Annotated in this window: 20 protein-coding genes; 6 read left to right on the plus strand and 14 right to left on the minus strand. The window is 70.4% G+C overall.

What is annotated here, in order from left to right:
* The first annotated feature begins 191 nt into the window (after positions 1–191).
* Both lnt and ACWFRJ_RS00450 read left to right on the plus strand, forming a co-directional pair.
* Positions 192–1,799, plus strand: coding sequence for an apolipoprotein N-acyltransferase (gene lnt / locus ACWFRJ_RS00445; RefSeq protein ID WP_453523395.1), 1,608 nt, complete (start codon positions 192–194; stop codon positions 1,797–1,799).
* Between the two features lie 10 nt (positions 1,800–1,809).
* Positions 1,810–2,283, plus strand: coding sequence for an NUDIX hydrolase (locus ACWFRJ_RS00450; RefSeq protein ID WP_453523397.1), 474 nt, complete (start codon positions 1,810–1,812; stop codon positions 2,281–2,283).
* A gap of 27 nt (positions 2,284–2,310) precedes the next feature.
* On the opposite strand, the gene ACWFRJ_RS00455 is transcribed toward ACWFRJ_RS00450, so the two are convergent.
* Genes ACWFRJ_RS00455 through ACWFRJ_RS00465 form a run of 3 tightly spaced genes read right to left on the minus strand, consistent with a single transcriptional unit; the run spans position 2,311 to position 6,954 of the window.
* Positions 2,311–3,873: a GMC family oxidoreductase gene (locus ACWFRJ_RS00455; RefSeq protein WP_453523399.1), complete on the minus strand. Its 1,563-nt coding sequence runs from the start codon at positions 3,871–3,873 to the stop codon at positions 2,311–2,313.
* A gap of 22 nt (positions 3,874–3,895) precedes the next feature.
* On the minus strand, positions 3,896–5,488 hold the full coding sequence (locus ACWFRJ_RS00460; RefSeq protein WP_453523401.1) for an APC family permease: 1,593 nt from the start codon (positions 5,486–5,488) through the stop codon (positions 3,896–3,898).
* Positions 5,485–6,954 (minus strand): aldehyde dehydrogenase family protein, encoded by a 1,470-nt coding sequence (locus ACWFRJ_RS00465; RefSeq protein WP_453523403.1) that lies wholly within the window; start codon positions 6,952–6,954, stop codon positions 5,485–5,487. The genes ACWFRJ_RS00460 and ACWFRJ_RS00465 overlap by 4 nt, the downstream gene beginning before the upstream one ends.
* 170 nt (positions 6,955–7,124) lie before the next feature.
* Here ACWFRJ_RS00465 and ACWFRJ_RS00470 point away from each other — a divergent pair, with 170 nt between their 5' ends.
* Entirely contained in the window at positions 7,125–8,321 is a 1,197-nt protein-coding gene (locus tag ACWFRJ_RS00470) for a methyltransferase (RefSeq protein ID WP_453523405.1), read from the plus strand.
* A 31-nt stretch (positions 8,322–8,352) separates the two neighbouring features.
* Here the strand turns inward: ACWFRJ_RS00470 and ACWFRJ_RS00475 are convergent, their stop codons facing one another.
* The gene (locus ACWFRJ_RS00475) at positions 8,353–9,183 is read right to left on the minus strand and encodes an oxidoreductase (RefSeq protein ID WP_453523407.1); all 831 of its coding nucleotides are present in this window, start codon (positions 9,181–9,183) and stop codon (positions 8,353–8,355) included.
* A gap of 144 nt (positions 9,184–9,327) precedes the next feature.
* Between ACWFRJ_RS00475 and ACWFRJ_RS00480 the strand changes: the two genes are divergently transcribed.
* Entirely contained in the window at positions 9,328–10,242 is a 915-nt protein-coding gene (locus ACWFRJ_RS00480; protein ID WP_453523409.1) for a LysR family transcriptional regulator, read from the plus strand.
* 58 nt (positions 10,243–10,300) lie between these two features.
* Here the strand turns inward: ACWFRJ_RS00480 and ACWFRJ_RS00485 are convergent, their stop codons facing one another.
* The 5 genes from ACWFRJ_RS00485 to ACWFRJ_RS00505 form a co-directional block, all read right to left on the minus strand.
* A complete protein-coding gene (locus ACWFRJ_RS00485) occupies positions 10,301–11,602 on the minus strand; it encodes an FAD-binding protein (protein ID WP_453523411.1) in 1,302 nt (433 codons plus the stop codon).
* A gap of 87 nt (positions 11,603–11,689) precedes the next feature.
* On the minus strand, positions 11,690–12,721 hold the full coding sequence (locus ACWFRJ_RS00490) for a LacI family DNA-binding transcriptional regulator (protein ID WP_453523413.1): 1,032 nt from the start codon (positions 12,719–12,721) through the stop codon (positions 11,690–11,692).
* On the minus strand, positions 12,718–13,632 hold the full coding sequence (locus ACWFRJ_RS00495) for a carbohydrate ABC transporter permease (protein WP_453523415.1): 915 nt from the start codon (positions 13,630–13,632) through the stop codon (positions 12,718–12,720). Before ACWFRJ_RS00495 ends, ACWFRJ_RS00490 begins: the two co-directional genes overlap by 4 nt.
* Positions 13,629–14,561 carry a carbohydrate ABC transporter permease gene (locus ACWFRJ_RS00500; RefSeq protein ID WP_453525021.1) on the minus strand — a complete coding sequence of 311 codons (933 nt, stop codon included), beginning with the start codon at positions 14,559–14,561 and terminating at the stop codon, positions 13,629–13,631. Before ACWFRJ_RS00500 ends, ACWFRJ_RS00495 begins: the two co-directional genes overlap by 4 nt.
* Positions 14,562–14,581: 20 nt before the next feature.
* Complete coding sequence (locus ACWFRJ_RS00505; protein ID WP_453523417.1) at positions 14,582–15,901, minus strand: ABC transporter substrate-binding protein; 1,320 nt, start codon at positions 15,899–15,901, stop codon at positions 14,582–14,584.
* A gap of 226 nt (positions 15,902–16,127) precedes the next feature.
* Between ACWFRJ_RS00505 and ACWFRJ_RS00510 the strand changes: the two genes are divergently transcribed.
* A complete protein-coding gene (locus ACWFRJ_RS00510) occupies positions 16,128–18,149 on the plus strand; it encodes a beta-galactosidase (RefSeq protein WP_453523419.1) in 2,022 nt (673 codons plus the stop codon).
* A gap of 146 nt (positions 18,150–18,295) precedes the next feature.
* Positions 18,296–19,873 (plus strand): glycosyl hydrolase 53 family protein, encoded by a 1,578-nt coding sequence (locus tag ACWFRJ_RS00515; protein WP_453523421.1) that lies wholly within the window; start codon positions 18,296–18,298, stop codon positions 19,871–19,873.
* Positions 19,874–19,891: 18 nt separating this feature from the next.
* Here the strand turns inward: ACWFRJ_RS00515 and ACWFRJ_RS00520 are convergent, their stop codons facing one another.
* From ACWFRJ_RS00520 to ACWFRJ_RS00540, 5 genes are all read right to left on the minus strand, one after another.
* Positions 19,892–21,088: a pyridoxal phosphate-dependent aminotransferase gene (locus ACWFRJ_RS00520; protein WP_453523423.1), complete on the minus strand. Its 1,197-nt coding sequence runs from the start codon at positions 21,086–21,088 to the stop codon at positions 19,892–19,894.
* Between the two features lie 63 nt (positions 21,089–21,151).
* Positions 21,152–21,739: a DUF1097 domain-containing protein gene (locus ACWFRJ_RS00525; RefSeq protein ID WP_453523425.1), complete on the minus strand. Its 588-nt coding sequence runs from the start codon at positions 21,737–21,739 to the stop codon at positions 21,152–21,154.
* A gap of 113 nt (positions 21,740–21,852) precedes the next feature.
* Positions 21,853–23,106 (minus strand): amidohydrolase family protein, encoded by a 1,254-nt coding sequence (locus ACWFRJ_RS00530; RefSeq protein ID WP_453523427.1) that lies wholly within the window; start codon positions 23,104–23,106, stop codon positions 21,853–21,855.
* Positions 23,107–23,122: 16 nt separating this feature from the next.
* Positions 23,123–24,181, minus strand: coding sequence for an acetamidase/formamidase family protein (locus ACWFRJ_RS00535; protein WP_453523429.1), 1,059 nt, complete (start codon positions 24,179–24,181; stop codon positions 23,123–23,125).
* Positions 24,123–25,148 carry a carbamate kinase gene (locus tag ACWFRJ_RS00540; protein WP_453523431.1) on the minus strand — a complete coding sequence of 342 codons (1,026 nt, stop codon included), beginning with the start codon at positions 25,146–25,148 and terminating at the stop codon, positions 24,123–24,125. The genes ACWFRJ_RS00535 and ACWFRJ_RS00540 overlap by 59 nt, the downstream gene beginning before the upstream one ends.
* Positions 25,149–25,219 lie beyond the last annotated feature (71 nt).

Below are 25,219 nucleotides of genomic sequence, written 5' to 3' on the forward strand. Positions count from 1 at the left end.
ACACCGTAGTCGTTGAATGGTGAGATGTGGACGTTTTGCGCAGGAACGATCCGTCAATCGCCGGAACAGCGCCGGAACATCGCCGGGTCATCGCAGTGACATCGCAGTGACATCGCCTGGACGGAGCCTCCGGCGGCGGGCAGGCACGACCGTCCTGTCCGTGTCCAAGTGACGCGCCGTACACTCCCCGAGTGACCGCCACCACCACCTCCGCAGACGAGTCGGAGCAGCTCGGACCGCGTACCGCGCCCGCCTCGCGCAAGGCCCGCGCCCTGCGAGCGCTCGTCCCGGCTGCCGCGGCGGCACTCTCCGGAGTGCTCCTGTACATCAGCTTTCCGCCACGCACCCTGTGGTGGCTCGCCCTGCCCGCCTTCGCGGTGTTCGCCTGGTGCCTGCACGGCCGCAGCTGGAAGGCGGGCCTCGGGCTCGGCTACCTCTTCGGCCTGGGCTTCCTGCTCCCGCTCCTGGTGTGGACCGGAGTGGAGGTCGGCCCGGGGCCCTGGCTGGCGCTCGCCGCCATCGAAGCGATGTTCGTCGCCCTCGTGGGAGCGGGCATCACCGTCGTCTCGCGGCTGCCCGGCTTTCCGTTCTGGGCGGCGGCTCTGTGGACCGCCGGTGAGGCGGCACGCGCGCGCGTGCCGTTCAGCGGATTCCCCTGGGGGAAGATCGCCTTCGGGCAGGCGGACGGCGTCTTCCTGCCCCTCGCCGCGCTCGGCGGCACTCCCGTCCTCGGGTTCGCGGTCGTCCTGTGCGGCTTCGGCCTGTACGAGATCGTCCGTCAGGCGCGCGACATGCGGGGCACCGGCACCGTACGCCGTGGTGCGGCGGCAGCTGCTCTGCTCAGCGTGCTCGTCCCGGTCGTCGGCGCCTTCGCCGCGCGTCCGCTGGTCAGCGACGACGCAGAGGACGGCACCGCGACCGTCGCCGCGATCCAGGGCAACGTCCCGCAGGCGGGCTTGGAGTTCAACGCCCAGCGCCGCGCCGTGCTCGACCACCATGTGCGCGAGACCGAGCGGCTCGCGGACCGGGTGAAGGCGGGCAAGGCGAAGCAGCCGGACTTCGTCCTGTGGCCGGAGAACTCCTCCGACATCGACCCGTTCACCAACCCGGACGCCCACGCGGCGATCGAGCGCGCGGTCAAGGCGATCGGTGCCCCCATCTCGGTGGGCGGAGTCGTCCTGACCAAGGACGGCAAGCTCTTCAACGAGCAGATCCTGTGGGACCCGAAGAAGGGCCCCACGGACACCTACGACAAGCGGCAGATCCAGCCCTTCGGCGAGTACATCCCGCTGCGTTCCGTCGTCGGCTTCTTCAGCAGCGATGTCGGCATGGTGCGCCAGGACTTCAGCCGCGGCACGAAGCCCGGTGTCTTCACCATGGCGGGCACGAAGGTGGGCCTCGCCACCTGCTACGAGGCCGCGTTCGACTGGGCCGTGCGCGACACCGTCACCCACGGCGCTCAGCTGATCTCGGTACCCAGCAACAACGCGACGTTCGACCGCAGCGAGATGACGTACCAGCAGCTTGCCATGTCGCGGATCCGCGCCGTCGAGCACAGCCGCACCGTCACCGTCCCGGTGACCAGCGGCGTCAGCGCGATCATCATGCCGGACGGCAGGGTCTCCCAGAAGACGAAGTGGTTCACCGCCGACTCACTCGTCGAGGAGGTGCCGCTGCGTTCCTCGCAGACCCCGGCCACCCGGTTCGGCACCCTGTCCGAGGGCATCCTCGTACTGATCGCCGCCGGTTCTCTCGCCTGGGCGGTGACGGGCGCCGTACGGGCCAAGCGCGCCCGTTAGGGTCGACTGCATGGCTACACCTGACTTCATCCACACGATCCGGGCCGACGCGGGCCACCAGCTGTTGTGGCTCCCCGGGGTCACCGCCATCGTCTTCGACGACGAGGGCAGAGTGCTCCTGGGCCGCCGCTCCGACAACGGCAAGTGGTCGGTCATCGGCGGCATGCCGGACCCGGGGGAGCAGCCCGCCGCGTGTGCCGTGCGCGAGGTGTTCGAGGAGACCGCGGTGCACTGCGTGCCCGAGCGCGTGGTGCTCGTCGAGGCCCTGGAGCCGGTGACGTACCCCAACGGCGACATCTGCCAGTTCATGGACATCACCCTGCGCTGCCGCGCCGTCGGCGGCGAGGCCAGGGTCAATGACGACGAGTCGCTCGAAGTGGGCTGGTTCGCCCTTGACCAGCTGCCCGACCTGCACGAGTTCGGCCTCTTCCGGATCAAGCAGGCCGCGGCGGAGGAACAGCCGACCTGGTTCGACCGGACGTGATCCCCGGCGCGGCCCGCGTCGCCCGGCTCAGGTCGCCTTGAGCATGTCCGCGCACTTCTCGCCGATCATCATCGTCGTGATGCACGGGTTGACCGCGGGCAGGAACGGCATGACCGACGCGTCGGCGACGCGCAGACCGGTGACGCCCTTGACGCGCAGCTGAGGGTCGAGCGGCGAGTCCGCGTCGTCGCTCGCGCCCATCCGTACGGTGCCCGCCGGGTGGTAGACGGTGTTGTGGGTCTGGCGGATGTAGGCGAACAGCTCGTCGTCGGTCGTGGCGTCGGGGCCCGGAGCGAGTTCGGCGCCCGCCCAGCCCGCCATCGGGGCCTGCGCCGCGATCTCGCGGGCGAGCCGGAGCCCGTACGTCATCACGCGGATGTCGTGGTCGTCGGTGAAGTAGCGCGGGTCGACCTTCGGCTTGTCCCGGAAGTCGCGGGTGCGCAGCCGCACCGTGCCCATCGAGCGGGCCCTGGTGACGTTCGGGGTGAGGCAGAAGGCGTTGTCGGTGGTCGGATAGCCGCGCCGGTAGGTGTTCATGTCGAAGGGCACAGAGCCGTAGTGGAACATCAGGTCAGGGCGGTCCAGGCCCGGCTCGGTGTCCGCGAAGATGCCGATCTCCCACCACTGGGTGGAGGCGGTGACCATGGGCTGTTTCGCCTCCCACATGATCACGCCCTCGGGGTGGTCCTGGAGGTGGGCGCCGACTCCGGGGGAGTCCACCCGCACGTCCACGCCGCACTCCCGCAGATGCCCGGCAGGACCGATCCCCGACAGCATCAGGAGCTTCGGCGAGTCGATGGCCCCGCAGGACACGATCACCTCGCGGCGCGCCGAGACGCTGCCGCTGTGCACGGTGTCGGGCTCCAGGTACTCGACGCCCGTACAGCGCTGCCCCTCGTCGAAAAGCAGCCGCTTGGCCTGTAGTCCCGTACGCACCTCGAGGTTGGGCCGCTTGCCGAGGATCGGGTGCAGATACGACACCGAGGCGGACGAACGCGTGCCGTCAGGGCGGGAGTTGATCTGGAACCAGTGGGCGCCGCGCTTGACCGTCGTGCCGGTGTTGAACGGAGTGGTGGGGATGCCCGCCGCCGCGCACGCCTCCAACAGGGCCGATCCGCACGGGTCGTTGGGCGGGACGCTCATGATGTTCACCGGGCCCGAACGGCCGTGGTGGTCGCCGGGCGCGTCGTTGGTCTCCAGGCGCTGGTAGAGGGGGAAGCAGTCCGCGGCGCTCCAGCCCGTGCAGCCCAGGGAGCCCCACTCGTCGAGGTCCTCGGCGGGGGCCCAGAAGGCGATGCAGGAGTTGTGCGACGAACAGCCGCCGAGCACCTTGGCGCGGGCGTGCCGCATGAAGCTGTTGCCGTTCTCCTGCGGCTCCACCGGATAGTCCCAGTCGTAACCGGACTCCAACAGGGCCATCCACTTGGTCAGTTGGAGGATGTTGTCGTCGCCGACGTCCGAGGGTCCTGCCTCGAGCACGCAGACGGTGACGTCCGGGTCCTCGGTAAGCCGCGCGGCGACGACGGCGCCTGCCGTGCCGCCGCCGACCACCACATAGTCGAACTCGGCCTGGGGACTCTCTGCGGGCATGGTGACTCCAGATCAGCGGGGTTCAGGGGGCGGCCGGGGGCGACGGGGGAGTGGTGGGGTCGACGGGAGGCTCCTCGAAGCGGTGCTCGGCGAGCACGCCCGCCTTGTGCCGCTGCACGAACCAGTAGTAGGCGAAGCCGCCGCACGCGACGATGCCGATGAAGAGGAACGCGCCCCAGCGCAGGTACCAGTGCTGCGGTCCGGTCGCGTTGTAGACCTCGGCGCGGGGCCAGGCCAGGTTGAGGGACATGGCCGCGCCCCAGAGCACGGCGACGATGTTGATCGGCAGACCGAACTTGCCGAGCGAGAACTTGCCCTCGGCGGGCTCCCACTGACCGCGCAGCCGCCTGATCAGCATCGGCAGGGTGACAAGGAGATAGGCCACGTAGATCATGATGATCGCGATGCTGGTGATCACCGAGAAGATCTGCGGCTGGTTGATGTTGATGACGAGGATGCCGACGCCGACGAGCCCGATGATGATCGCGGGCAGGACGGGCGTCTTGAAGCGCGGGCTGACCTTGGCGAGGAACGAGGAAGCGGGCAGACAGCCGTCGCGGGCCATGGCGAACGCGAGGCGGATGCCGGCGGCCTGCACGGCGAGCTCGCAGACGGTGATGGCGATGACCACGCACCACAGCACGATCTCGCCGATCGTGTCACCGAGCGTGCTCAGGACCACGTACTGCAGGCCGTCCACGGACAGTTCCTTGGCGTGCAGATCCGGCACGGCCAGGAGTGCGAACAGCAGGATGAGCCCGCCGATGAGGAAGGAGAAGACGAGCGCCCGCAGGATCGCCCGCGGGGCGTTGCGGCTCGGGTCGAGGGACTCCTCGCCCAGCGAGGACGCGGTGTCGAAGCCGTACATCACGTACGCCGATGCCAGCGAGGCGGTCAGGAAGGCACCCAGGTAGCCGAGGTCCTGGCCCTTGCCCAGGCCGCCGGTCTCCGTGATGGCGCTGGGGCCGCGGGTGATGTGCGCGGCGAGGAGCACGATCAGGGCGACGGCCGCGATCAGCTCGATCAGGACGCCCGCGGAGTTGATCCGTGCCATCAGCTTGACGCCGAAGGCGTTGACCAGGGTGGTGAACAGGATCAGCACGGAACCGAGAAGCACGGCGTTCTTGGCCGCATCGGTGTCCCCGCTGCCGTCCCCGATGAACTGGAACACGTCGGAGATCTGCGGCAGCGTGATCTGGTAGGCGAGCGCGACCGCGGCGAGCGACACCATGGTGGCCGTCAGCATCATCCAGCCGCCGAGCCAGCCGACGTGCGGGCCGCCGAGCTGCTTGGCCCAGTTGTAGACGGACCCCGCGACCGGGAAGCGGGCGGCAAGCTCACAGAAGCAGAGAGCCACCATCAGCTGGCCCAGGAAGACCATCGGCCACGACCACCAGTAGGCGGGGCCGCCGAAGCTGACGCCGAAGTAGAAGAGCTGGAAGGTGCCGGTCAGGATCGAGATGTAGCTGATCCCGGCGGCGAAGGTGTGGAAATTGCCCAGGGTGCGCTTGAGCTCGGGGCGGTAGCCGAGCTTGCCGAGCGCGGCGTCGTCGTCCTGGCCCTGCTGGTGGGCGGCGTCGGCTGCCTCGGATGCCTTGCCGGGATCCCTGCTCATTCGAACCACCTCTGCGGTGTCGCTGCCAGGTTGCGCCAGACGTGCTTGGCCTCCTGGTACTCGGCAAGTCCCGCCGGGCCCAGTTCGCGGCCGAAGCCGGACTGCTTCATGCCGCCCCACTCCGCCTGCGGCACGTAGGGGTGGAAGTCGTTGATCCAGACGGTTCCGGCGCGCATCTTGGCCGCCACGCGCTGGCCCTTGCCGGTGTCCTCGGTCCAGACGGCGCCCGCGAGCCCGTAGACGGTGTCGTTGGCGAGCGCGATCGCCTCGTCCTCGGTCCTGAACCGCTCGACGGTGAGGACCGGGCCGAACGACTCGTCGGTGACCACGGACATGCCGGGCGTGCACTCGTCGAGCACGGTGGGCGGGTAGTAGTAGCCGTCCTTCAGCGCCGGGTCGTCGGGGCGCGCGCCGCCGCAGCGCAGGACCGCGCCCTCGGTGATGCCCGCCGCCACGTACGCCTCGACCTTGTCGCGGTGCGCGGCGGAGATCAGCGGACCCGTGCGGGCGTTGTCGTCGAAGGGCCCGCCGAGCCGGATCTGCCGGGCGCGGTCGACCACTTCGTCGACGAACGTGTCGTGCAGCGAGTCCTCGACGAGAAGCCGCGCACCGGCCGAACAGACCTGGCCCGAGTGCAGGAAGATCGCCATCAGGGCGTAGTCGACCGCTGTCTCGAAGTCGGCGTCGGCGAAGACGATGTTCGGATTCTTGCCGCCGAGTTCCAGGGCGACCTTCTTCACCGTGGGGGCCGCGGCGGCCATGATGCGCCGCCCGGTGGCGAGGCCGCCGGTGAACGACACCATGTCGACCCGGGGGTCCTCGCTGAGCGGCGCACCCGCGCTGGGGCCCGCCCCGAGGATCAGGTTGGCGACGCCGTCGGGCAGCCCGGCCTCGGTGAGCAGCCGCATCAGGATGATGCAGGTGTGCGGGGTCAGCTCGCTGGGCTTGAGGACGAAGGTGTTGCCCGCGCCGAGCGCCGGGGCGACCTTCCAGGCGGTCTGAAGCAGCGGATAGTTCCACGGAGTGATCAGGGCGCACACCCCGACCGGCTCGTGCACCACCCGGCTGTCCACCTCGGAGCTGCCCGCGTCGACGACGCGGTCGGTGCCGCCCGCCGCCGTCAGGTTGCCGAAGTAGCGGAAGCAGTTCGCGATGTCGTCCATGTCGTACTCGCTCTCCACGAGCCGCTTCCCGGTGTCCAGGGATTCGGCGCGGGCGAGTGCGTCCTTGTCGCGTTCGAGGAGGTCGGCGACGCGCAGCAGCAGGCGTCCGCGTTCGGCCGCCGGGGTGCCGGGCCACGGCCCGCGGTCGAAGGCCTCACGCGCGGCGGCGATCGCCGCCGCCGCGTCCTTCGGCCCGGCTTCGTCGACGGTCGCGACCAGGGTGTTGTCCGCGGGGCAGCGGATCTCCCGTACCTGCCCGTCCTGGGCAGTGGTCCATGTTCCGCCGATGAAAAGCTCCGGCATGACGGCTCCTCGGGGGTGGAATGCGCGGGTGCTCCACGAAAGGACGCTAAGGAGAGCGGGCCGCGCTCGCACCGCAAGAGCCGCTATTCGGCGCATTCACCCCCCTACGCCCCCCGGGATGAGGTGCCGTGAAGATCGTCGGCCCAGCACTCCGTTAGCCTGAGGGCACGATGAACCAGCTGAGCACGTCATGGGGCGCGTACGACCTCACACGATTCCCCGAGGACCCCCGCGACCCGCTGCGCGCCTGGTCCGCCGCCGACGCCTACCTCCTGCGGCATCTCGCGGGCGAGACGGACGAGAAGGACGAGAAGGACAGGACGGCGGAGGGGGCCAAGCCCGTCGACCTCTCCGGCTCCGTGGCCGTCGTCGGCGACCGCTGGGGCGCGCTGACCACCGTGCTCGCCGGACACCGGCCGACGCTGATCACCGACTCGTTCCTCGCGCGCGAGGCGACGCGGGCCAACGTGGCACGCGCCGGGTTCGCGCCGGACGCGGTGCGGATCTCGACGACCGTCGACGCGCCGCCGAGCCGGATCGACGTCCTGCTGATCCGCGTGCCGAAGAGCCTCGCGCTCCTGGAGGACCAGCTGCACCGGCTCGCGCCCGCCGTGCACGCGGGTACGGTCGTCGTCGGCACCGGAATGGTCACCGAGATCCACACCTCGACGCTCGACCTGTTCGAGCGGATCATCGGCCCCACCCGGACGTCCCTCGCCCGGCAGAAGGCGCGGCTCATCTTCAGCACGCCGGATCCGGAGCGCGACGCGGGACCCAGCCCCTGGCCGCGCAGCTATGTCCTCGATGCCGACTCCGGGGCGGGCGCGGGTCTTACCGCCGTCAACCACGCGGGCGTGTTCTGCGCCGAGCGCCTCGACATCGGCACCCGCTTCCTCCTGCAGCACCTGCCGACCGGCAGGGGAGCCGCGCACATCGTGGACCTGGGCTGCGGCAACGGCGTGGTCGGCACGGCCGCCGCCGTCGCGAACCCCGAGGCCACCGTCACCTTCATCGACGAGTCGTACCCCGCCGTCGCCTCGGCACAGGACACCTTCCGCGCGAACGCCGCCGACTCCGCGCGGGCGGAGTTCGTCGCGGGCGACGCGCTGGCGGACGTGCCCGCGGGGACGGTGGACCTCGTCCTGAACAACCCGCCGTTCCACACCCACCAGGCGACCTCCGGTGCGACCGCCTGGCGGATGTTCAGCGGAGCACGCGCCGCGCTGCGCCCCGGCGGCGAACTCTGGGTCGTCGGCAACCGCCACCTCGACTACCACGTGAAGCTGCGGAAGCTCTTCGGCAACTCCCAAGTCGTCGCGGGGAACCCCAAGTTCGTGGTCCTGCGGGCGGTCAAGCGCGACCGCTGACGCGGCCTCAGCGGATGCCTGAGGCGATGCCTCAGGCGTCGAAGGCGGTCGCCCGCGTCACCTTCTCCCACGCGGCGATCTCCGTGCGGACCGCGTCGAGGTGACCGATGACCGCGTCCACGGAGTCGTCACCAAGCGGCAGACGCAGCGGAGTGTCGTCGGCGTCGAGCGCGGTGATGATCGCGGCGGCGGCCTTCGCCGGGTCGCCGGGCTGCTCACCGTCGCCGCCCCCGACCATCGTGCGGGTGGCGCCCGCCGTCGACGCGTAGTCCGGGATCTCGACGGGGCTGGCGCTGGTGTTGCCGAACAGGTTGGTGCGGAAGGCGCCCGGCTCCACGACCAGGACCTTGATGCCCAGCGGCCCCACCTCCTGGGCCAGCGCCTCCGACATCCCCTCGAGGGCGAACTTCGTGCCGCTGTACGCGGAGAACCCCGCGAACGACATCTGCCCGCCCATGCTGCTCATCTGCACGATCGCTCCCGAACGCCGCGCCCGCATGTGGGGAAGGACGGCGCGGGTCAGCGCGGCCGGGCCGAAGACATGCACCTCGAACAGGGCGCGCAGGGCGGCGTCCGAGTCCTCTTCCAGGGCGCCGACGTGGCTGCGGCCCGCGTTGTTCACCAGGACGTCGATGCGGCCGTGCCGGTCGGTGACGTCGCGTACGGCGGCCTCTATGCCGGCCGTGTCGGTCACGTCCAGGGTGAGCGCCTCGACCTGGTCGGGGTGGGCGGCGACCAGGTCGGCCAGGGACGAGGCATTGCGGGCGGTGGCCACGACCACGCCGCCCGCCGCGACGGCCGCCTCGGTGATCGCCCGGCCGAAGCCGCTGTTCGCGCCCGTCACGAGCCATACCTTCGACATCTTGAACTCCCTTTGGATGGCGGCCGGTTCATCCGTTCCCGGCTACGTGGATCATCCTGCGGCCGAATCGGGTGGCCCGTCCAAGACCTGACGTGATAGCTGATGGTTATGGACCTTCACGGCAGTGGCGTACACGGCGGGCACGTGCACAGCAGGGACGTGCACAGCAGGGATCTGCGTTACTTCGTCGCGGTGGCGCGGGAGTTGCACTTCACGCGGGCCGCCGAGCTGCTCTTCGTCTCGCAGCCCGCGCTGAGCAAGCAGATACGGGCGCTGGAACGGCAGTTGGGCGCGGAGTTGTTCGTCCGGGACCATCGCGGCGTGCGGCTCACTTCTGTGGGCGCGGCTCTTCTGCCGCACGCCCAACAGGTGCTCGAGAGCTGGCAGTCGGGCGCGCAGGCGGTGGAGCGTGCGAAGGCCGAGGAGCGGTCCACGCTCCTCGTGGGCATGAGTACGAGACCGGCCCGCGGCGGGCTCCTCCCGGCGGTGCGCTCCCGTTTCAGCGAGGCCCACCCGGCAGCCACGATCCGGCTGCGGCAGGTGAGCTGGGAGGACGCGAGCGCGGGCCTCGCGGACGGCACGGCGGACGTGGCCTTCATCTGGCTGCCGCTTCCCGACCTGGAGCGCTACGAGTGGGTGGTGGTCGCAGAGGAGCCGCGTCATGTCGCCCTGCCCGACATGCACCGCCTCGCGGCCCTGGACGAGGTCGACTTCGCCGATCTGGCCGACGAACCCTTCCTCGCGCTGCCCGAGGGGGCGGGCGCGCTGCGGGACTACTGGCTGGCCCTGGACGCCCGCGCGGACCGCCCGCCCCGCATCGGCGCGGAGATCGCCAGTACCGACGAGACGTACGAGGCGCTTGTGGACGGCCGTGGCGTCTGCCTGGTGGCCGCGGGCAACGCGCCCCTGATCACCCTCGGCGGCGTCGTCACGCGCCCGGTCCGCGGGATCACGCCGAGCCGGTTCGCCCTGGCCTGGCGCGCGGGCGACGACCGCCGCCCACTGGTGAGCGCGTACATCAAGGCGTGCGGCGATGCGCTGGGACGGGCGGAGCAGTAGCCCGCGGACATCGCCGGCCCCGGTCTTCACCAGCAACGACACGACCAAGCAGTACGAGTCAGTCAGCGGGTCGCAGGAAGGGACGTACGAAGGAGCGCACGAACGTGTTGCGGAACTTCCCCTGCGGGTCGAGGTGTTGGGCAAGGGCCGCGAAATCGGCGGCGTGCGGATAGCGGTCGCCGAGATCGGCGGGGTCCGCGCCGAACACCTTGCCCCAGTGCGGCCGGGGCGCGAACGGCGCGAGGCGCTCCTCGACGAGCGCGACCACCGGGAGCACGGTCGCCGCGTCCGGCACCCAGGTGAAGTGGAACGCCACGGTGTCCCGGCCGTGGGCGGGGCTCAGCCACTGGGTGTCGGCGGCGACGGTGCGCACCTCGCAGACCTGGAGGACGGGCGCCACCTGCTCCCTGAGGGCGTCCAGGGCGTGCAGCGCGGCGAGGGCGTGCTCGCGCGGCAGCAGATACTCCGACTGGAGCTCGGCCCCGCTGCTCGGCGTGAACTCCGCCCGGAAATGGGGAAGTCGCTCGTGCCACGACCCCGGAACTCCCAGCTGCTCGGTGCAGTTGACGGCCGGCATGCCCGGCACCGGATGCCGGGGCTCGTTCACGGGCGCCGCCCACGGGAAGTCGACGGCGGCATCGTCGCGCTGCTTGAGCCACACCTGGTTGAAGCGCGGCCCGCGCCAGTCCGTGAACAGACTCACGCTGTACGCCGCCGACGTCACCGCCTCGAAGTCGAGCTCCGCAAGCGTGAGTTCACCGAAGACGTGCTGGCTCACCGTGTAGAGCGGCTCCAGGTCGAGGGTGAGGGCGATGACCACGCCGAGCGCGCCGAGCGAGACCACGGCGCCGTCGAAACCGTCGTCGCCGCGGCTCAGTACGCACGTCTCCCCGTCGGCGGTCACCAGCTCCACCGAGCGCACGACCTCCGCGAGGGACTGGTTGCCGTTGCCCGAGCCGTGCGTCCCGGTGGCGACCGATCCGGCCACCGAGATGTGCGGCAGCGAGGCCATGTTGGGCAGGGCGAGTCCGTGCGAGGCGACCTGCTGGGCGAGTTCGGCATACCGCACGCCGCCCGCCACACGTACGGTGCGCGCCGTGGTGTCCACGTCGATGGACGGCTCAAGGGCGGCGAGCGACAGCAGCGCGGCGTCTGCCGTTTCGCCGTCCACGTCGGCGATCCGGTTGAAGGAGTGGCCGCTGCCCAGCACCCGCACCTGGCGGCTGCCCGCGACGAGGGACCGCAGGGCTGCCTGCGACGCGGGCCGTTGCAGCTCACGGGCGGAGAAGGTGATGTTCCCCGCCCAGTTGGTCACGGCGGTCGCGGCACCGTCCTGGCCCGCGGTCACAGCGTCGGTCATGTTCGGGTTCCTCCCTCATGGCGGCGGGGGGCATCGCAAGACCTCCCCGCCGCCTCGTCCTTGTACGTCAGGCCGGGTCTTCGTACGTCAGGCCGATCCGCGGATCACGAGCTCCGTCGGCAGAATGACCGCGGCCGGGTCGTCGCCGCCGATCTGCGCGAGCAGTACCCGCACCATCTCGGCGCTGATGCGGTCCCAGGGCTGGCGGACCGTCGTCAGCGCGGGGCGGGCGGTCAGGGCGGCGGGCGAGTCGTCGAAGCCGCCGACCGCGATGTCCTCGGGGACGCGGCGCTCCGCGCGGTCGAGGGCGGTCAGGACGCCCTGCGCCATGAGGTCCGACGCCACGAACACGGCGTCCAGATCGGGTGCTTGGGCGAGCAGCCGGGTCGCGGCGGCCTCACCGCCCGCCCGGCTGTAGTCGCCGGACGCGATGAGCCGCTCGTCGACCGCGATGCCCTCCTCGGCCAGGACCTCCCGGTAGCCCGCGAGCCGTTCCACACCGCCGGGGGTGTCGAGCGGCCCGGTCACCGTGCCGACGCGGCGCCGCCCGAGGGAGAGGAGATGGCGCACCATGTCGCGGGCGCCGTCCCGGTCGTCCGCGGCGACGTAGCTCATCTTGGAGGCCTGGCCGATCGGCTTCCCGCACGCCACCAGGGGAACCCCGGCCTCCCGCAGCTCGTCCGCGACGGGGTCACCTGAGTGGCTGGAGACCAGGAGTACCCCGTCGACGTGGCCCGCGGTGATGTAGCGCATGATGCGGCGCCGCTCGTCCGGGGTACCCGCCAGCATCAGGAGCAGCGGGATGTCGTGCGCGGCGAGCGCCTGCGTACAGCCCCGCAGCAGCACATTGAAGTTGGGGTCCTCGAAGAAGCGCTCCTGCGGTTCGGTGAGGAGGAAGCCCACGGAGTCGGAGCGTCCCGTTATCAGCGAGCGGGCGTGCCTGTTGACGACGTAGCCGGTCTTGCGGATGGCCGCGTTGACGGCCTCCTCGGCGGAGGGGCTCACATAGTGTCCGCCGTTCAGGACGCGGGACACCGTGCCGCGCGAGACACCTGCCTCGCGGGCCACGTCGTGGATCGTCGGCGGCCTGCGCCTGCCCCCCGTTGCGTTCATGGTCACGACTTTACGGCTCCGGACAGCAGGTCGAGGCTCCAGAAGCGCTGGATGACCAGGAAGAGGGCGATGAGCGGCAGAACGGCCAGGAGTGCGCCGGTGATCACGAGGGTGTAGAGCGCCGGGGTGTTGGAGCCCTGCTCCAGGAGCGTGAACAGGCCGAGCGTGATGGGGAACTTCTCGTCGTCGCTGAGCATGATGTAGGGGAGCAGGAAGTTGTTCCACACCGCCACGAACTGGAACAGGAACACCGTCACAAGCCCTGGCACCATCATCGGAAGGGCGATCCGGGTGAAGATCCGCCACTCGCTCGCGCCGTCCATCCGCCCCGCCTCCACGACATCGCCGGGCACGGCAGCGGAGGCGTAGATCCGGGCGAGGTAGACGCCGTAGGGGGAGAGGATGAGCGGCATGAGGACCGAGGCGTACGAATCGGTGAGGTCGGCTTTCGCGAGCAGTAGGTACTGCGGCACGGCCAGGATCACCGGCGGCATCAGGACGCCCGCCATGAGGATGTTGAACACGCTCTCGCGGCCTCGGAAGCGGTAGACCGCGAGGGCGTAGCCGCTGACCGCGGAGACGGCCGTGGACAGGAGTGCGCCGAGACCGGCGTAGAGGGCGGAGTTGCCCATCCACCGCCAGTAGATGCCGTCCCGGTAGGCGGACAGGTCCGTGACGTTGTCCGCGAAGCCGCTGCCGGGCCAGAACGTGAACGTGGAGAAGAGTTCGCGCCCCGACTTGGTGGAGGCGATCACCACCCAGAGCACGGGCAGCAGGCAGTACAGCGCGCCGAGCACGAGCACGGCTGTCGGAAAGACGGCGATGCGACGGGGCGGTGGCGGGCCCTGCGCGGTGCCGGGGGTGGTGCCCGCGGCGGGCGGGGCCTTGCGGACGGCGAGCGAGCTCGGCGAACTCATCGGGTCGCCTCCTTCTTGGTGCGGGAGTTCGCGGCGCGCAGGAACCCGAAGGACAGGACGAGCGTGGCGACAGCGATGATCACGGCGGTGGCGGCGGCCGAGTTGATGTCACCCTTGCCGAAGGCGTCCTGGTACACCTTCATCAGCGGACTCCACGTGGTGGAGACGGAGTTGGTGAGCGGCTTGAGGGTGGTGGGCTCGCTGAACACCTGGAGCGTCGCGATGATCGAGAAGAAGAAGGTGAGCACCAGTGAGGGCGCCACCATCGGGATCTTGATCCGCAGGGCTATCTGCAGCTGTGAGCAGCCGTCCAGCTTCGCCGCCTCGTGGACCTCGGCGGGAATGGCCCGCAGCGAGGTGTAGATGACGATCATGTTGAAGCCGGTGCCGCCCCATACCGCGATGTTGGAGAGCGCGAGATAGAGCGGTCCGCCGTCGAGCAGATCGGGCTGCGGCAGACCCAGCTTGTCGAGGACGAAGAAGAACGGGCTGACGTCCTGGAGGTAGAGGAACCCCCACAGGAGCGCGGCGATGACCCCGGGCACGGCGTACGGCAGGAAGATCGCGAGGCGTGTGAACGGGGTCAGACGCACCCGCTCGGTGTCCAGGAGCAGCGCGAAGAGCAGGGCGAGGCCGAGCATCACCGGGATGACGATGGCGCCGTAGCCAAGGACGCGCAGCGCTCCGTGCAGGAGTTCGGAGTCGGTGAGGGCGTCGGTGTAGTTGCCGATCCCCGCCCACACCTCGTGCCGGGCGTCCTTGCCGAGGCCCAGGCCCTCCACCTCGACCTTGTGGAGGCTGAGCCAGAGCGCGTACCCGATGGGCAGCGCGAAGAAGAGCGCGAACAGCAGGGTGGCGGGGAGCAGGAACGCGTACGGGGCGCTCTTGACCCCGTACGAGGTGCGGCGGCGCGGGCGTGCGGAGTCCACGCCGCCGGGGCGTGCACGGGTCACGGCGCGACTCCGAAGCCCTGCTTCTTCAGGTCGGCCACGGTGGTGTCCTGCATGGTGTCCAGGGCGCCGCCGAAGTCGGACTTGTTCTTGGCGGCCGAGCCGAAGGCGTCCCTGAACGAGGTGTACGCGACGTTCACGTTCGGGCCCCAGGCGCCGGGCGCGGCGGTCTTCGCGATCTCGGCTGCCTGCGGGTAGAAGTCCTTCTGTCCCGCGAAGAAGGCCGGGGGCTCGGTGAAGGCGCCGCTGGTCTGGGCGGCGGTGGCGGCGGGGTAGATGCCGCCTTCCTTCGCGAGCGCGTCCAGGGCCTTCGGGTCGGTGTTCAGCCAGGCGGCGAACTTGGCCGCGGCGCCCTTGTGGTCGCTGTCGGTGGTGACGGCGGTCGAAGAGCCGCCCCAGCTGCCGGTGGTGTTCTCGCCCTTCGACCACTGCGGCAGCGGTGCCATGGCCCACTTGTTCTTGGTGTCGGGGGCGGCCGTGGTGAGGGTGCCGGGCGCCCATACGGCGCTCACCCAGGCGATCTGCTTGCCGGTGTTGAGGGCCTTGTTCCAGGCGGGGGTGTACATCGGCTGGTTGTCGATGGCGCCCTCCTCGACCAGGCCGCCCCAGAAGTCGGCGACCTTGCGCGTGGCGTCGTCGTCGATGCCGACCTTCCACTTCTCGCCCTTGGTCGTCCACCACTTGGCGCCGGCCTGCTGGGCGAGGCCCGCGAAGAGCCCGGAGTCGTTCGCGGAGAAGGTGGTGAGGTCCTTGTCCGGTGCCTTCTTCTTCAGCGCGCGGGCCGTCTCGGCGAACTCCTCCCACGTGGTGGGGACCTTGAGGCCGTACTTCTTGAAGAGGTCCGCGCGGTAGTAGAACATCATCGGCCCCGAGTCCTGCGGCACCGCGTACACCGCGTCGGAGCCGAGCGTCGTCTGCTGCCAGACCCCCTCGGGGAACTCGCCCTTCGCCTCGCCCACTTCACCGGATATGTCGGCGAGCGCGTCGTTGCTGACCAGGGTCGGCAGCGCCTGGTACTCGGCCTGGACCAGGTCGGGGGCCTTCTTGGCCTTGTGGGCAGTGAGGATCTTGGTGACGAGGGTGTCCCCTGACGCCTGCTTCTTGACCGTGACCTTGATCTGTTCCTTCTTGCCGGGGCCCTTGTTCCACAGATCGACGACCTTGTCCATGCCGGGCGTCCAGGCCCAGTACGTCAGGGAGGCGGGGCCCGACTCCGCCTGGCTCTCGTCGTCCGACGAGCCGCACGCGGTGAGGGTGACGGCGCCGAGGGCGAGGGCGAGCGAAGTGGCGTAGAAGCGGCGGTGCTTCGTGAACGGCATGGATGGTCTCCCCTTACCGGGTGGCTGTGCCGACTGCGTCGAGCGGCCTGCCACGCATCTGTGAGCGTTCACAGTAGAGAAACATCCAGGACACTTGTCAATGGTTGTTGCTGTGCGGTTATGTTGAACTCGGCACCGCGAAAGTGTGTGTGCACGTTCCCATTTGATGTTCCAGACTGATGCTTCCCACTGGGCTTCCAACTGATCGATGACTCGGGAGAGATCCATGCCGGAGAACACCCCCACGGGCCTGACCGGGCTCGCCTTCGGTGGGGACTACAACCCCGAGCAGTGGCCGGAATCCGTCTGGCGCGAGGACGTGGCGCTGATGCGCGAGGCGGGCGTCACGATGGTGAGCGTCGGCATCTTCTCCTGGGCCCTGCTCGAACCGTCTCCGGGGATCTACGAGTTCGGCTGGCTCGACCGGATCCTCGACCTCCTGCACGAGAACGGCATCCGCGCCGACCTCGGCACCCCGACGGTCGCGCCGCCCGCCTGGTTCTACCGCGCACACCCCGAGGCCCTGCCCGTCACCGCCGATGGCGTCCGCTACGAGTTCGGCTCACGCGGCGCCATCTGCCACAGCAACGCCGCCTACCGCGAGGCGTCCTCCGCCATCACCGAGCAGCTCGCCCGCCGGTACGCCGGGCATCCGGCGCTCGCGATGTGGCACGTCCACAACGAGTTCGGGGTACCGGTCTCCGCCTGCTACTGCCCGTCGTGCGCCGTCCACTTCCGGCGCTGGCTCCAAGAGGCGTACGGGAGCGTGGAGGCGGTCAACGAGGCGTGGGGCACCACCTTCTGGGGTCAGCGCTACGGCTCCTTCGAGGAGATCGAGCCGCCGCGCGCGACCCCCACGGTCGGCAACCCGGCCCAGGCCCTTGACTACCGCAGATTCGCCGACGCGACCCTGCGCGAGAACTTCGTGCGCGAACGCGACATCCTGCACCGCCTGGCCCCCGGCGCCCCCGTCACCACCAACTTCATGACCGCGCTCAGCCAGTGCGACTCCTTGGACTACTGGGCCTGGGGCCGCGAGGTCGACCTCGTCACCAACGACCACTATCTGATCACCGACGGCCGCCGCACCCACGTCAACCTCGCCATGTCCGCCGACCTCACCCGCTCCGTCGCGGGCGGCGCACCCTGGCTGCTCCTGGAGCACTCCACGTCCGGCGTCAACTGGCAGCCCCGCAACCCCGCGAAGGCGCCGGGGCAGATGGCCCGCAACTCCCTCGCCCATGTCGCGCGCGGCTCCGAGGGCGCCATGTTCTTCCAATGGCGGCAGTCGCGGCGCGGCGCGGAGAAGTTCCACTCGGCGATGCTGCCGCACGCCGGGACGGAATCGCGGGTGTGGCGCGAGGTCGTGGAACTCGGTTCCTCCGTAGGCGAGTTGACGTCACTGAAGGGCACGCGGACCGTCGCCGACGTGGCGATGCTGTGGGACTGGCACTCCTGGTGGGCGCAGACCCTGCAGTGGCGGCCCAGCGAGGACCACGACGCACGGGAGCGCGCCGACACGTTCTACGAGGCCCTCTACGACCGCCATCTCACCGTCGACTTCGCCCACCCGGAGGCCGATTTTTCGGCATACCCCCTGGTCGTGGTCCCCGCGCTGTATCTGGCGACGGAGGCCGCCGCGCTCAACCTCAAGAACTACGTGGCCCAGGGCGGCACCCTCCTCGTCTCCTACTTCTCCGGCATCGTCGACGAGCACGACGCCGTGCACCCCGGGCCCTGCCCCGGCGCCCTGCGCGACGTGCTCGGCCTCACCGTCGAGGAGTTCTCGCCGCTGCTCGACGGCCAGTCGGTGCGCATCACGGGCTCCGACGGCGCCGAACTCACCGGGGACGTCTGGACCGAGTTCGTCGTGGAGCGCGGCGCCGAGGCCGTGTGGACGTACGCGGACGGCCTGGCCGCCGGGCGCCCCGCCGTCACCCGGAACCAACTCGGCGAGGGCACCGCCTGGTACGTCTCCACACGGCTGACCGCACGTGATCTCGACACGCTGCTCGCCGCCGCCTGCGCGGACGCGGGTGTCACCGAGCGGCCCGAACTCCCGCGTGACGTCGAGGTGGTGACCCGGCAGGGCGACACCGGGACCTACGTCTTCGCCATCAACCACTCCGAGTCCGACGCCAAAGTGCCGCTCGACGCCCACGGCACCGAGCTCCTCACCGGCGAGCGCGCCGCGGGCCGCCTCGCGGTGCCCGCGGGCGCGGTGCGGGTCGTACGCCTCGACGGCTGACCCGCCCCCCCCAGACGCTGGGCGGGTCCGTGGGGGACCCCACCCGGCCCGGTGGCGTCGCGCCGATCGCTTCGGGCGCGGCGCCACCACCCTTCTCACCCCCTCCCCCCCACTCCACGTACCGCGAAGTCGAAGGGACATCGACGATGCACGGAAACGGAACACCCGGAATCGGAATACCGGAAAGAGGCTCGAGCGCCACCCGCAGAGCCGTCCTGACGGCGGCGCTCGGCGGCGCAGCCGTCATGGCCCTGCCCGCCCGTTCGGCGAGCGCCGCGTCCACCCTCACCAACGGGGGATTCGAGAGCGGCATCACGGGCTGGAGCACCTACGGCACCGCCGCCGCTTCCTTCGCGGAGGCGGGCGGTCGTACCGGCGGCCAACGCCTGTCGCACTGGTCGGCGTCGGCGTACAAGGTGGAGACCTACCAGTACCTCACCGGCCTCACCAACGGCACGTACACGCTCACCGCCTGGGTACGTTCCAGCGGCGGGCAGAACGCGGCCTACCTGGCCCTCAAGAGCGGCTCCGCCGAACAGCGCACCGACCTGCCGCCCACCCCGAACGGCGCGTGGATCCGCCTCGTCACCTCCGTCACGGTGACCGGCAACGCGTGCACCGTCCGCCTGTACTCCGACGCGAACGCGGGGAACTGGGCGAACTTCGACGACATCACGCTCACACCCGGCTCAACAGGCCTGCCCATCAAGGGTGCTGACATCTCCTCACTCAAGAAGAGCGAGGACTTCGGCGGCGTCTACCGCACCGGCTCTGGCGCCACGGCCGACGCCCTCGCCGTGCTCAAGTCCGCCGGGATGAACTACGCCCGCCTCCGAGTGTGGGTCGACCCGGCCGACGGCTACTGCGACAAGGCCCGCGTCCTGGCCGTGGCCAAGCGAGTCAAGGCGCGGGGCATGAAGCTCCTCGTCGACTTCCACTACTCCGACACCTGGACCGACCCGGGCGCCCAGACGATCCCGTCGGCCTGGGCCGGACACTCCTACGACCGGTTGAAGACCGACGTCCACGACCACACGTACGACGTCCTGAACGCGCTCAAGGCGCAAGGCACCACCGCCGACATGGTGCAGATCGGCAACGAGCTCAACGGGGGCATGCTGTGGCCCACAGGATCGACCTCCGACTGGGCGCAGCTGGCCGGACTTCTGACAGCGGGGGCCACGGCCGCGAAGGCCGTCTCGTCGAGCACTCTTGTCGCCCTTCACCTCGCCAACGGCGGCGACAACGCCCTGTACCGCACGTGGTTCGACAACGCGGTCTCCCGCAAGGTGCCCTTCGACGTGATCGGCCTGTCCTTCTACGGCTACTGGCACGGAGCCCTCTCCGACCTCCAGGCCAACATGGACGACCTCGTGGCGCGCTACGCCAAGCCCCTCTACGTCGCCGAGACGGCCTACCCCTTCCGCCTGGACAGCGACGACGACTGGGAGAACGTCATCGACAAGTCCGAGGAACTCGTCGGCGGCTACCCCGCGACCGAGGCGGGCCAGGTGGCCTGGTTCCGCGACATCCAGAGCGTCGTCGAGGCGGTCCCGTCCCGCCGCGGCCTCGGCGTCTTCTGGTGGGACGCCACCTGGACCGCCGTCGAGGGCAACGGCTGGGACCCGACGGACCCCTCGACGGGCAACGCCTGGGAGAACCAGGCGCTCTTCGACTACGACGGCCTGCCCACGGAGGCGATGAGCGGCTTCGCGCACCGATGACTCGGCCGCTCGCATGACTCAGGCCCGCATCACCAGGCGGTCCACCGCGGGGTTCCCCGTGCCGTAGGGGACCGGCAGGAGTCCGGCGTCCCCGGTCGCGTACAGCGCCTGTTCGAGACCGCTCACCAGGTGCTGTACGTCGACCGGCGGCCGGACCACCAGGCGCAGGAAACGGCTTGAGCTGCCGATCTTGTTGCCGCACTCGCGGACCAGGATGCCGTGCTCCGCGAGGAGCCGGTCGCGCAGGACCGCTCCGTCTACGCCGTCGGGCAGCCGCACGTACACGAAGTTCCCCTGCGAGGGATAGCTGGTGAGTCCGGGGAGCCGGCCGAGGTGCCAGATCATCTCCTGCCGGTCACGGCGCACCTGACGCAGGCTCAGGTCGTAGGCGTGGCGGTGCTGCTTGAGCATGAACACCACCGTCTCCGCGAAGGAGTTGAGGTTCCACTTCGGCAGCGCGGCGCGCACTCTGCCCGCGAGGCCGGGATTGGCGACGAGATAGCCGAAGCGCACGCCGTGCAGGCCGAAGTTCTTGCCGAGACTGCGCAGCACTATGACATTGGGCCGCAGAACCGCCTCGTCGGCGACGCTCGACTCCGGTCCCGCGTCGGCGAACTCGAGAAACGACTCGTCTACTACGACCAGGTCGAGGTCCCGCAGCGCGTCGAGCAGCGCGAGCACGGAGCGGCGCGGGAGCATGCCTCCGTCCGGGTTGTTGGGGTTGCAGATGACTGCCGTACGAGAGCCGCGGGCGCGTACGAAGTCGACGTAGGCAAGGGGATCGAGTGCGAAGCCGTCGGCCTCCGGAAGCAGGAACATGTCCACGCGCTTGCCGGTCTCCATCGACTGATCCGTCCACCGCCCGAACGTCGGCACGGGCACGGCGAGTGCGTCGCGCACCAGCAAGTGGTCGATCCAGGTGATGAGTTCGGTCGACCCGTTGCCCATCACGACGGTCTGCGGATTGAGCCCGAGCACGGCGCTGAGCTCGGCCGCGATGGTGTCCGCGCCGCTCGGGTAGTACGTGAGGATGTCCCGCAGCCGGCCGCCGAGCTCCTCGTACATCTCGGGCGTCGGGAAGTACGGATTGCACGGGATGCAGAAGTCGACGAGCGGCTGCCCGCTGTCCGCCGCCGCCCTGTTCAGCGCGGAGTACGAGGGGGTGTGTGCGGTGGACGCACGGAAGAGAGCGGTGACGTTGCCCGCGTCTGCCATGGGAGGCCTCCGGATAGGGGAGGGTGGTGTCTCCCGTACATACGTACGCGGGCGTGCGCATGCTCAACCAGTGGGACTGGAGGGTTGACCGAGGGGCGCTGCGGCCGTCGCGGCCGTGGTCTCCTTCACCTCCTTGCCGTCCTCGGCCTCCTCGACCGGGAAGGTCAGCTTCATCGACAGATACGCGAAGACCGGCCCGAGGGCGTTCATCGCGACGACGCAGACCCACGCGGACCACGGATTGCCCGGGTCGTAGCCGAAGCCGCCGAAGAACGTGGCGAAGTAGCTCGCGAAGCCGAAGAACATGCCGGGGATCAGGGACAGCGCCTTGAGCCGGCCCGCGTACATCAGCGCGCTGTTGATGACCAGGATCACCAGCGCCTGCATGCAGTTGCGGGCGAACTGGCTCTCGCCGAGTGCCGTCGCCGCGTGCTCCTCGATGAGCACGATGATCAGCGCGAACGTCGAGCCCGCGGGCATCGCGAGCCACAGCCGCTTGGCGTTGACGAGAGTCGGACCGCCGAGCAGGAAGGTCCCCGCCCAGCTGATGAAGATCGCCCAGGGCGGCAGATGGAGGGCGTTGCCGCCGATGAACGCCGTGAGTCCGGCGAGTACGGAGGCGACGATTTCATGGGGGAGGCGTTCGCGCATGAGGGCTCCTTGGGTGGGAGGGGAGGGAAGGTGCGCAAAGCCGTGCGGGTGCGGGTGCGAGTGCGGGTGCGGCAGGCGGGCCCAGCGGGCAGGCCGAAAGGGGAGGGGCAGGGTCAGGGGCCGAGCAGTTCGCGGGTCCGGGTCGAGCGCGCCACCACCCTTCCGGCCTTGATGACGTACGCCCGTTCGGGGCGGTCGAGGACGATGTCGTCGTACGACGTGGTGTCCAGGACCAGGAGATCGGCGCGGGCCCCGAGCCGTACGCCGTAGTCGTCGCCGATCCCCACGACGTGGGCCGCATCGTGGGTCACCATCCGCAGCACCCGGCCCAGGTCGTGCGGGCCCGCCAGGTGCCCGGTCTGGGCGAGCAGCAGCGCGGTGTCGAGCTGATCGGCGCTGCCGTACGGGGTGAAAGCATTGCGGATGTTGTTGGAGGAGCAGGCGGTGAGTACGCCCGCGTCCCACAGCTCGCGCACCGGCGCGACGCCTCGGCGGATCGCGGCCTTGTCGTTCCTCCCGCCCAGATGCAGATCGGTGGCGGGCAGCGGCACCACGGCCACGCCCGCGTCGGCGAGCGCCGCCATCGCGCGGCCCCGTTCGGCGGGCGGACGACCCGCGAGCGAGGTCATGTGGCCGAGCGTGACCCGGCCGCCGAGCCCGCGCCGCGCGGTCTGCGCGGCGATGAACTCGGCCAGGGCGTAGCGGGGGTCGGACGCGTCGTCGCCGAAGTCGGCGTGCAGATCGGCCGGCACACCGTGCTCGACCGCCAGGTCGAGGACCAGCTGGACCTGGGCGCGGCAGTCGTCGAGCGTGGCCTCGTTGTACGTGCAGCCCCCGATGACGTCGGCCCCCGCCGCCAGCGCCGCACGGAGCAGCTTCCCGGTCCCCGGCGAGCGCAGGACGCCCTCCTGGGGGAACGCCACGATCTGCAGATCGAGGGCGTGCGCATACTGGGCGCGCAGCTCCAGGAGCACCTCGACGCCGAGCAGACCGGCGATCGGATCGACGTCGGGGTGCGCACGGATGACGGTGGTGCCGTTGAGGACGGCCGACTCGATGACGTGGCGCGCCCGGTCGCGTACGTCGTCACGCGTGAAGCCCGCCTTGAGCGCGCCGGTGACGGAGATCGCCCCGGCGAGGGTGCCGTCCGGGTTGGGGCGCACGCTGTCCAGGAGTGCCTTGTCGAGGTGGAGGTGCGGTTCGACGAAGGCCGGGATGACGACGCGGCCCGCACAGTCGATCTCCAGATCGGAGGTCAGGCCCGGTGGCGCGTCGCCGATGTCGCTGACACGGCCGTCGGTGACGACGATGTCGCAGGGGTGGGTCGCGTCCTCGACGCGCGCGTCGAGCAGGATCAGATCAGCCATGGGTGCCGCTCCAGGGTCAGGTCTCGAAGTCGGACTTGCGGATCAGACAATGCACGCCCTTGACCTGGTCCACTACCTGGGAGATCTCGAAGTCGGCGGCGGCGCTGAGATACGCGTACGCGGCGTGCCGCCCCATCCCGAAGCGCTGGGTGAGGAAGTCGAGGGCCGCGCGGACCGCGTCTCGCATCGCCTCGTCCAGGTCCTCGTGCAGGCCGACGGGGATCCAGTGCGTGTCGGTCTCGCCGAAGGGCCGGGCCACCAGGTCCGTCGCCGCCCGCTTGACGACCGTGAGGCGGACCGTGGCCCGCAGCGGCGCCTCGAACGCGGTGAGCGCGACCTCGCCGTTGCCCTGCGCATAGTGCGGATCGCCGGTGTGGAAGCCCGCGCCCTCGGTCTGCACGGGCAGGTAGAGCGCGCTGCCGGTGACCAGATGGCGGATGTCGAGGTTGCCGCCGTGTGCGCCGGGCGGCACGGTGTGCGCCGTCGTGTCGGAGTCGGTGGCCACGCCGAGGATGCCGAGGAAGGGGGCGAGCGGGAAGCGGACACTGCGGCCCCGGCCGTACGCGATCGAACCCGTGTCGGCCTTTCCCGCGCCGCCCGTCCCGGCTCGGCAGAAGGTGAACTCGGGTCCTTCGCGGGCGAACTCGCCCGGCAGCGCGCCGCGCCCGTGCCGGGTGGAGACGATCCCGTAATCGGCCCGGCGGTACAGGGTGAGGATCTCCACCTTGAGGAGGTCGCCCGGTTGCGCCGAGCGGACATGAACGGGGCCGAGGACGACGTGGGGCCCGTCGGCAGCCGGGTCACGGGCGAGGGCGGACGCGGCCAACTCCCGTGCGTCGCGCAGGACCTCGCGTTCCGGAACGCCGTACGCGCCGAAGAACGCGACCGGATCACGGCCCTGGTCCTCCAGGATGCCCTCGTGCGAGACCGTGTCGAAGGTGACGGTGTCACCGGAGTCGACGGTGAGGACCGCCTTGGTCTCGCGGCACGGCAGACGGCCCCACAGGACGTTCTGTTCACCGGCTTCGATGTAGTGCGCGCCGTCGATGGGGCCCTGCCCCGATTCCAGCAGCATCAGTGTCTCCTTCCGTCGTGATCCAGGTGCCGCCCTCGCCGTCGAGTGCCGTCGCGAGCCCCTCCGGCGAGGTGATCAGGACCTCGCGGCCGGGCCCGTCGGCCAGGAACTCCAGGGCGGCGCGGATCTTGGGGCCCATGCTGCCCTCGGGGAACTGCCCGGCTTCTAGGAGTAGTTGGGCCTCACCCACGTCGATGCGGTCCAGGAACCGCTGGGTGGGTCGCCCGAAGTCGACGGCGACCCGGTCCACCCCTGTCGTGATGACGAGCAGCTCCGCGCCGAGCGCCCCGGCGAGCAGAGCCGACGTGAGGTCCTTGTCGATGACGGCCTCCACGCCCCTGAGGCCGCCGTCGGAACCTTTCACGAGCGGTATCCCGCCGCCGCCCCCGGCGATCACCGTGAACCCTGCCGCGGACAGCGTGCGCACCGCCTCCGTCTCCAGGACGCGGCGCGGCCGGGGTGACGGCACCACCCGGCGCCACCCGCGCCCCGCGTCCTCGGCGACGCTCCAGCCGTGCTCGGCGGCCAGGGCCTGCGCCACGTCCCGCGGGTAGAACCCGCCGATCGGTTTGGTCGGCCGGGCGAACGCCGGGTCGGCGGGGTCCACCAGGGTGTGGGTGACGAGCGCCGTGACCCGCTCGGCGGGCAGCGCTCCGCCGAGAGCGCTCGCCAGGATGTAGCCGATGCTGCCCTGCGAGTCCGCCACGCACATGTCCAGGTCGAGCGGCGGGAGTTCGGGTGCCAGCTCCGCCACCAGGTCCGAGCGGCGCTTGATGAAGCCGACCTGAGGGCCGTTGCCATGGGTGACCACGATCCGCCGTCCGGTGCCGGCCAGTGCGGCGATCGGGACGGCGAGACGTCGGGCGGCGTCGAACTGTTCGGCGATGGTGGCGTGACCGCCACCCCGCAGCAGCGCGTTGCCTCCGATGGCGATCACCGCCGTACGGTGCGCGGTTGGTGGAGTCATGGCGAAACCGTAGGGGCGGCGATCCCGGCGGGTCATGGGCAGGTGATGCCAGCAGGACGCGGCGCCGACTG

The organism is Streptomyces sp. NPDC055239, assembly GCF_053606205.1.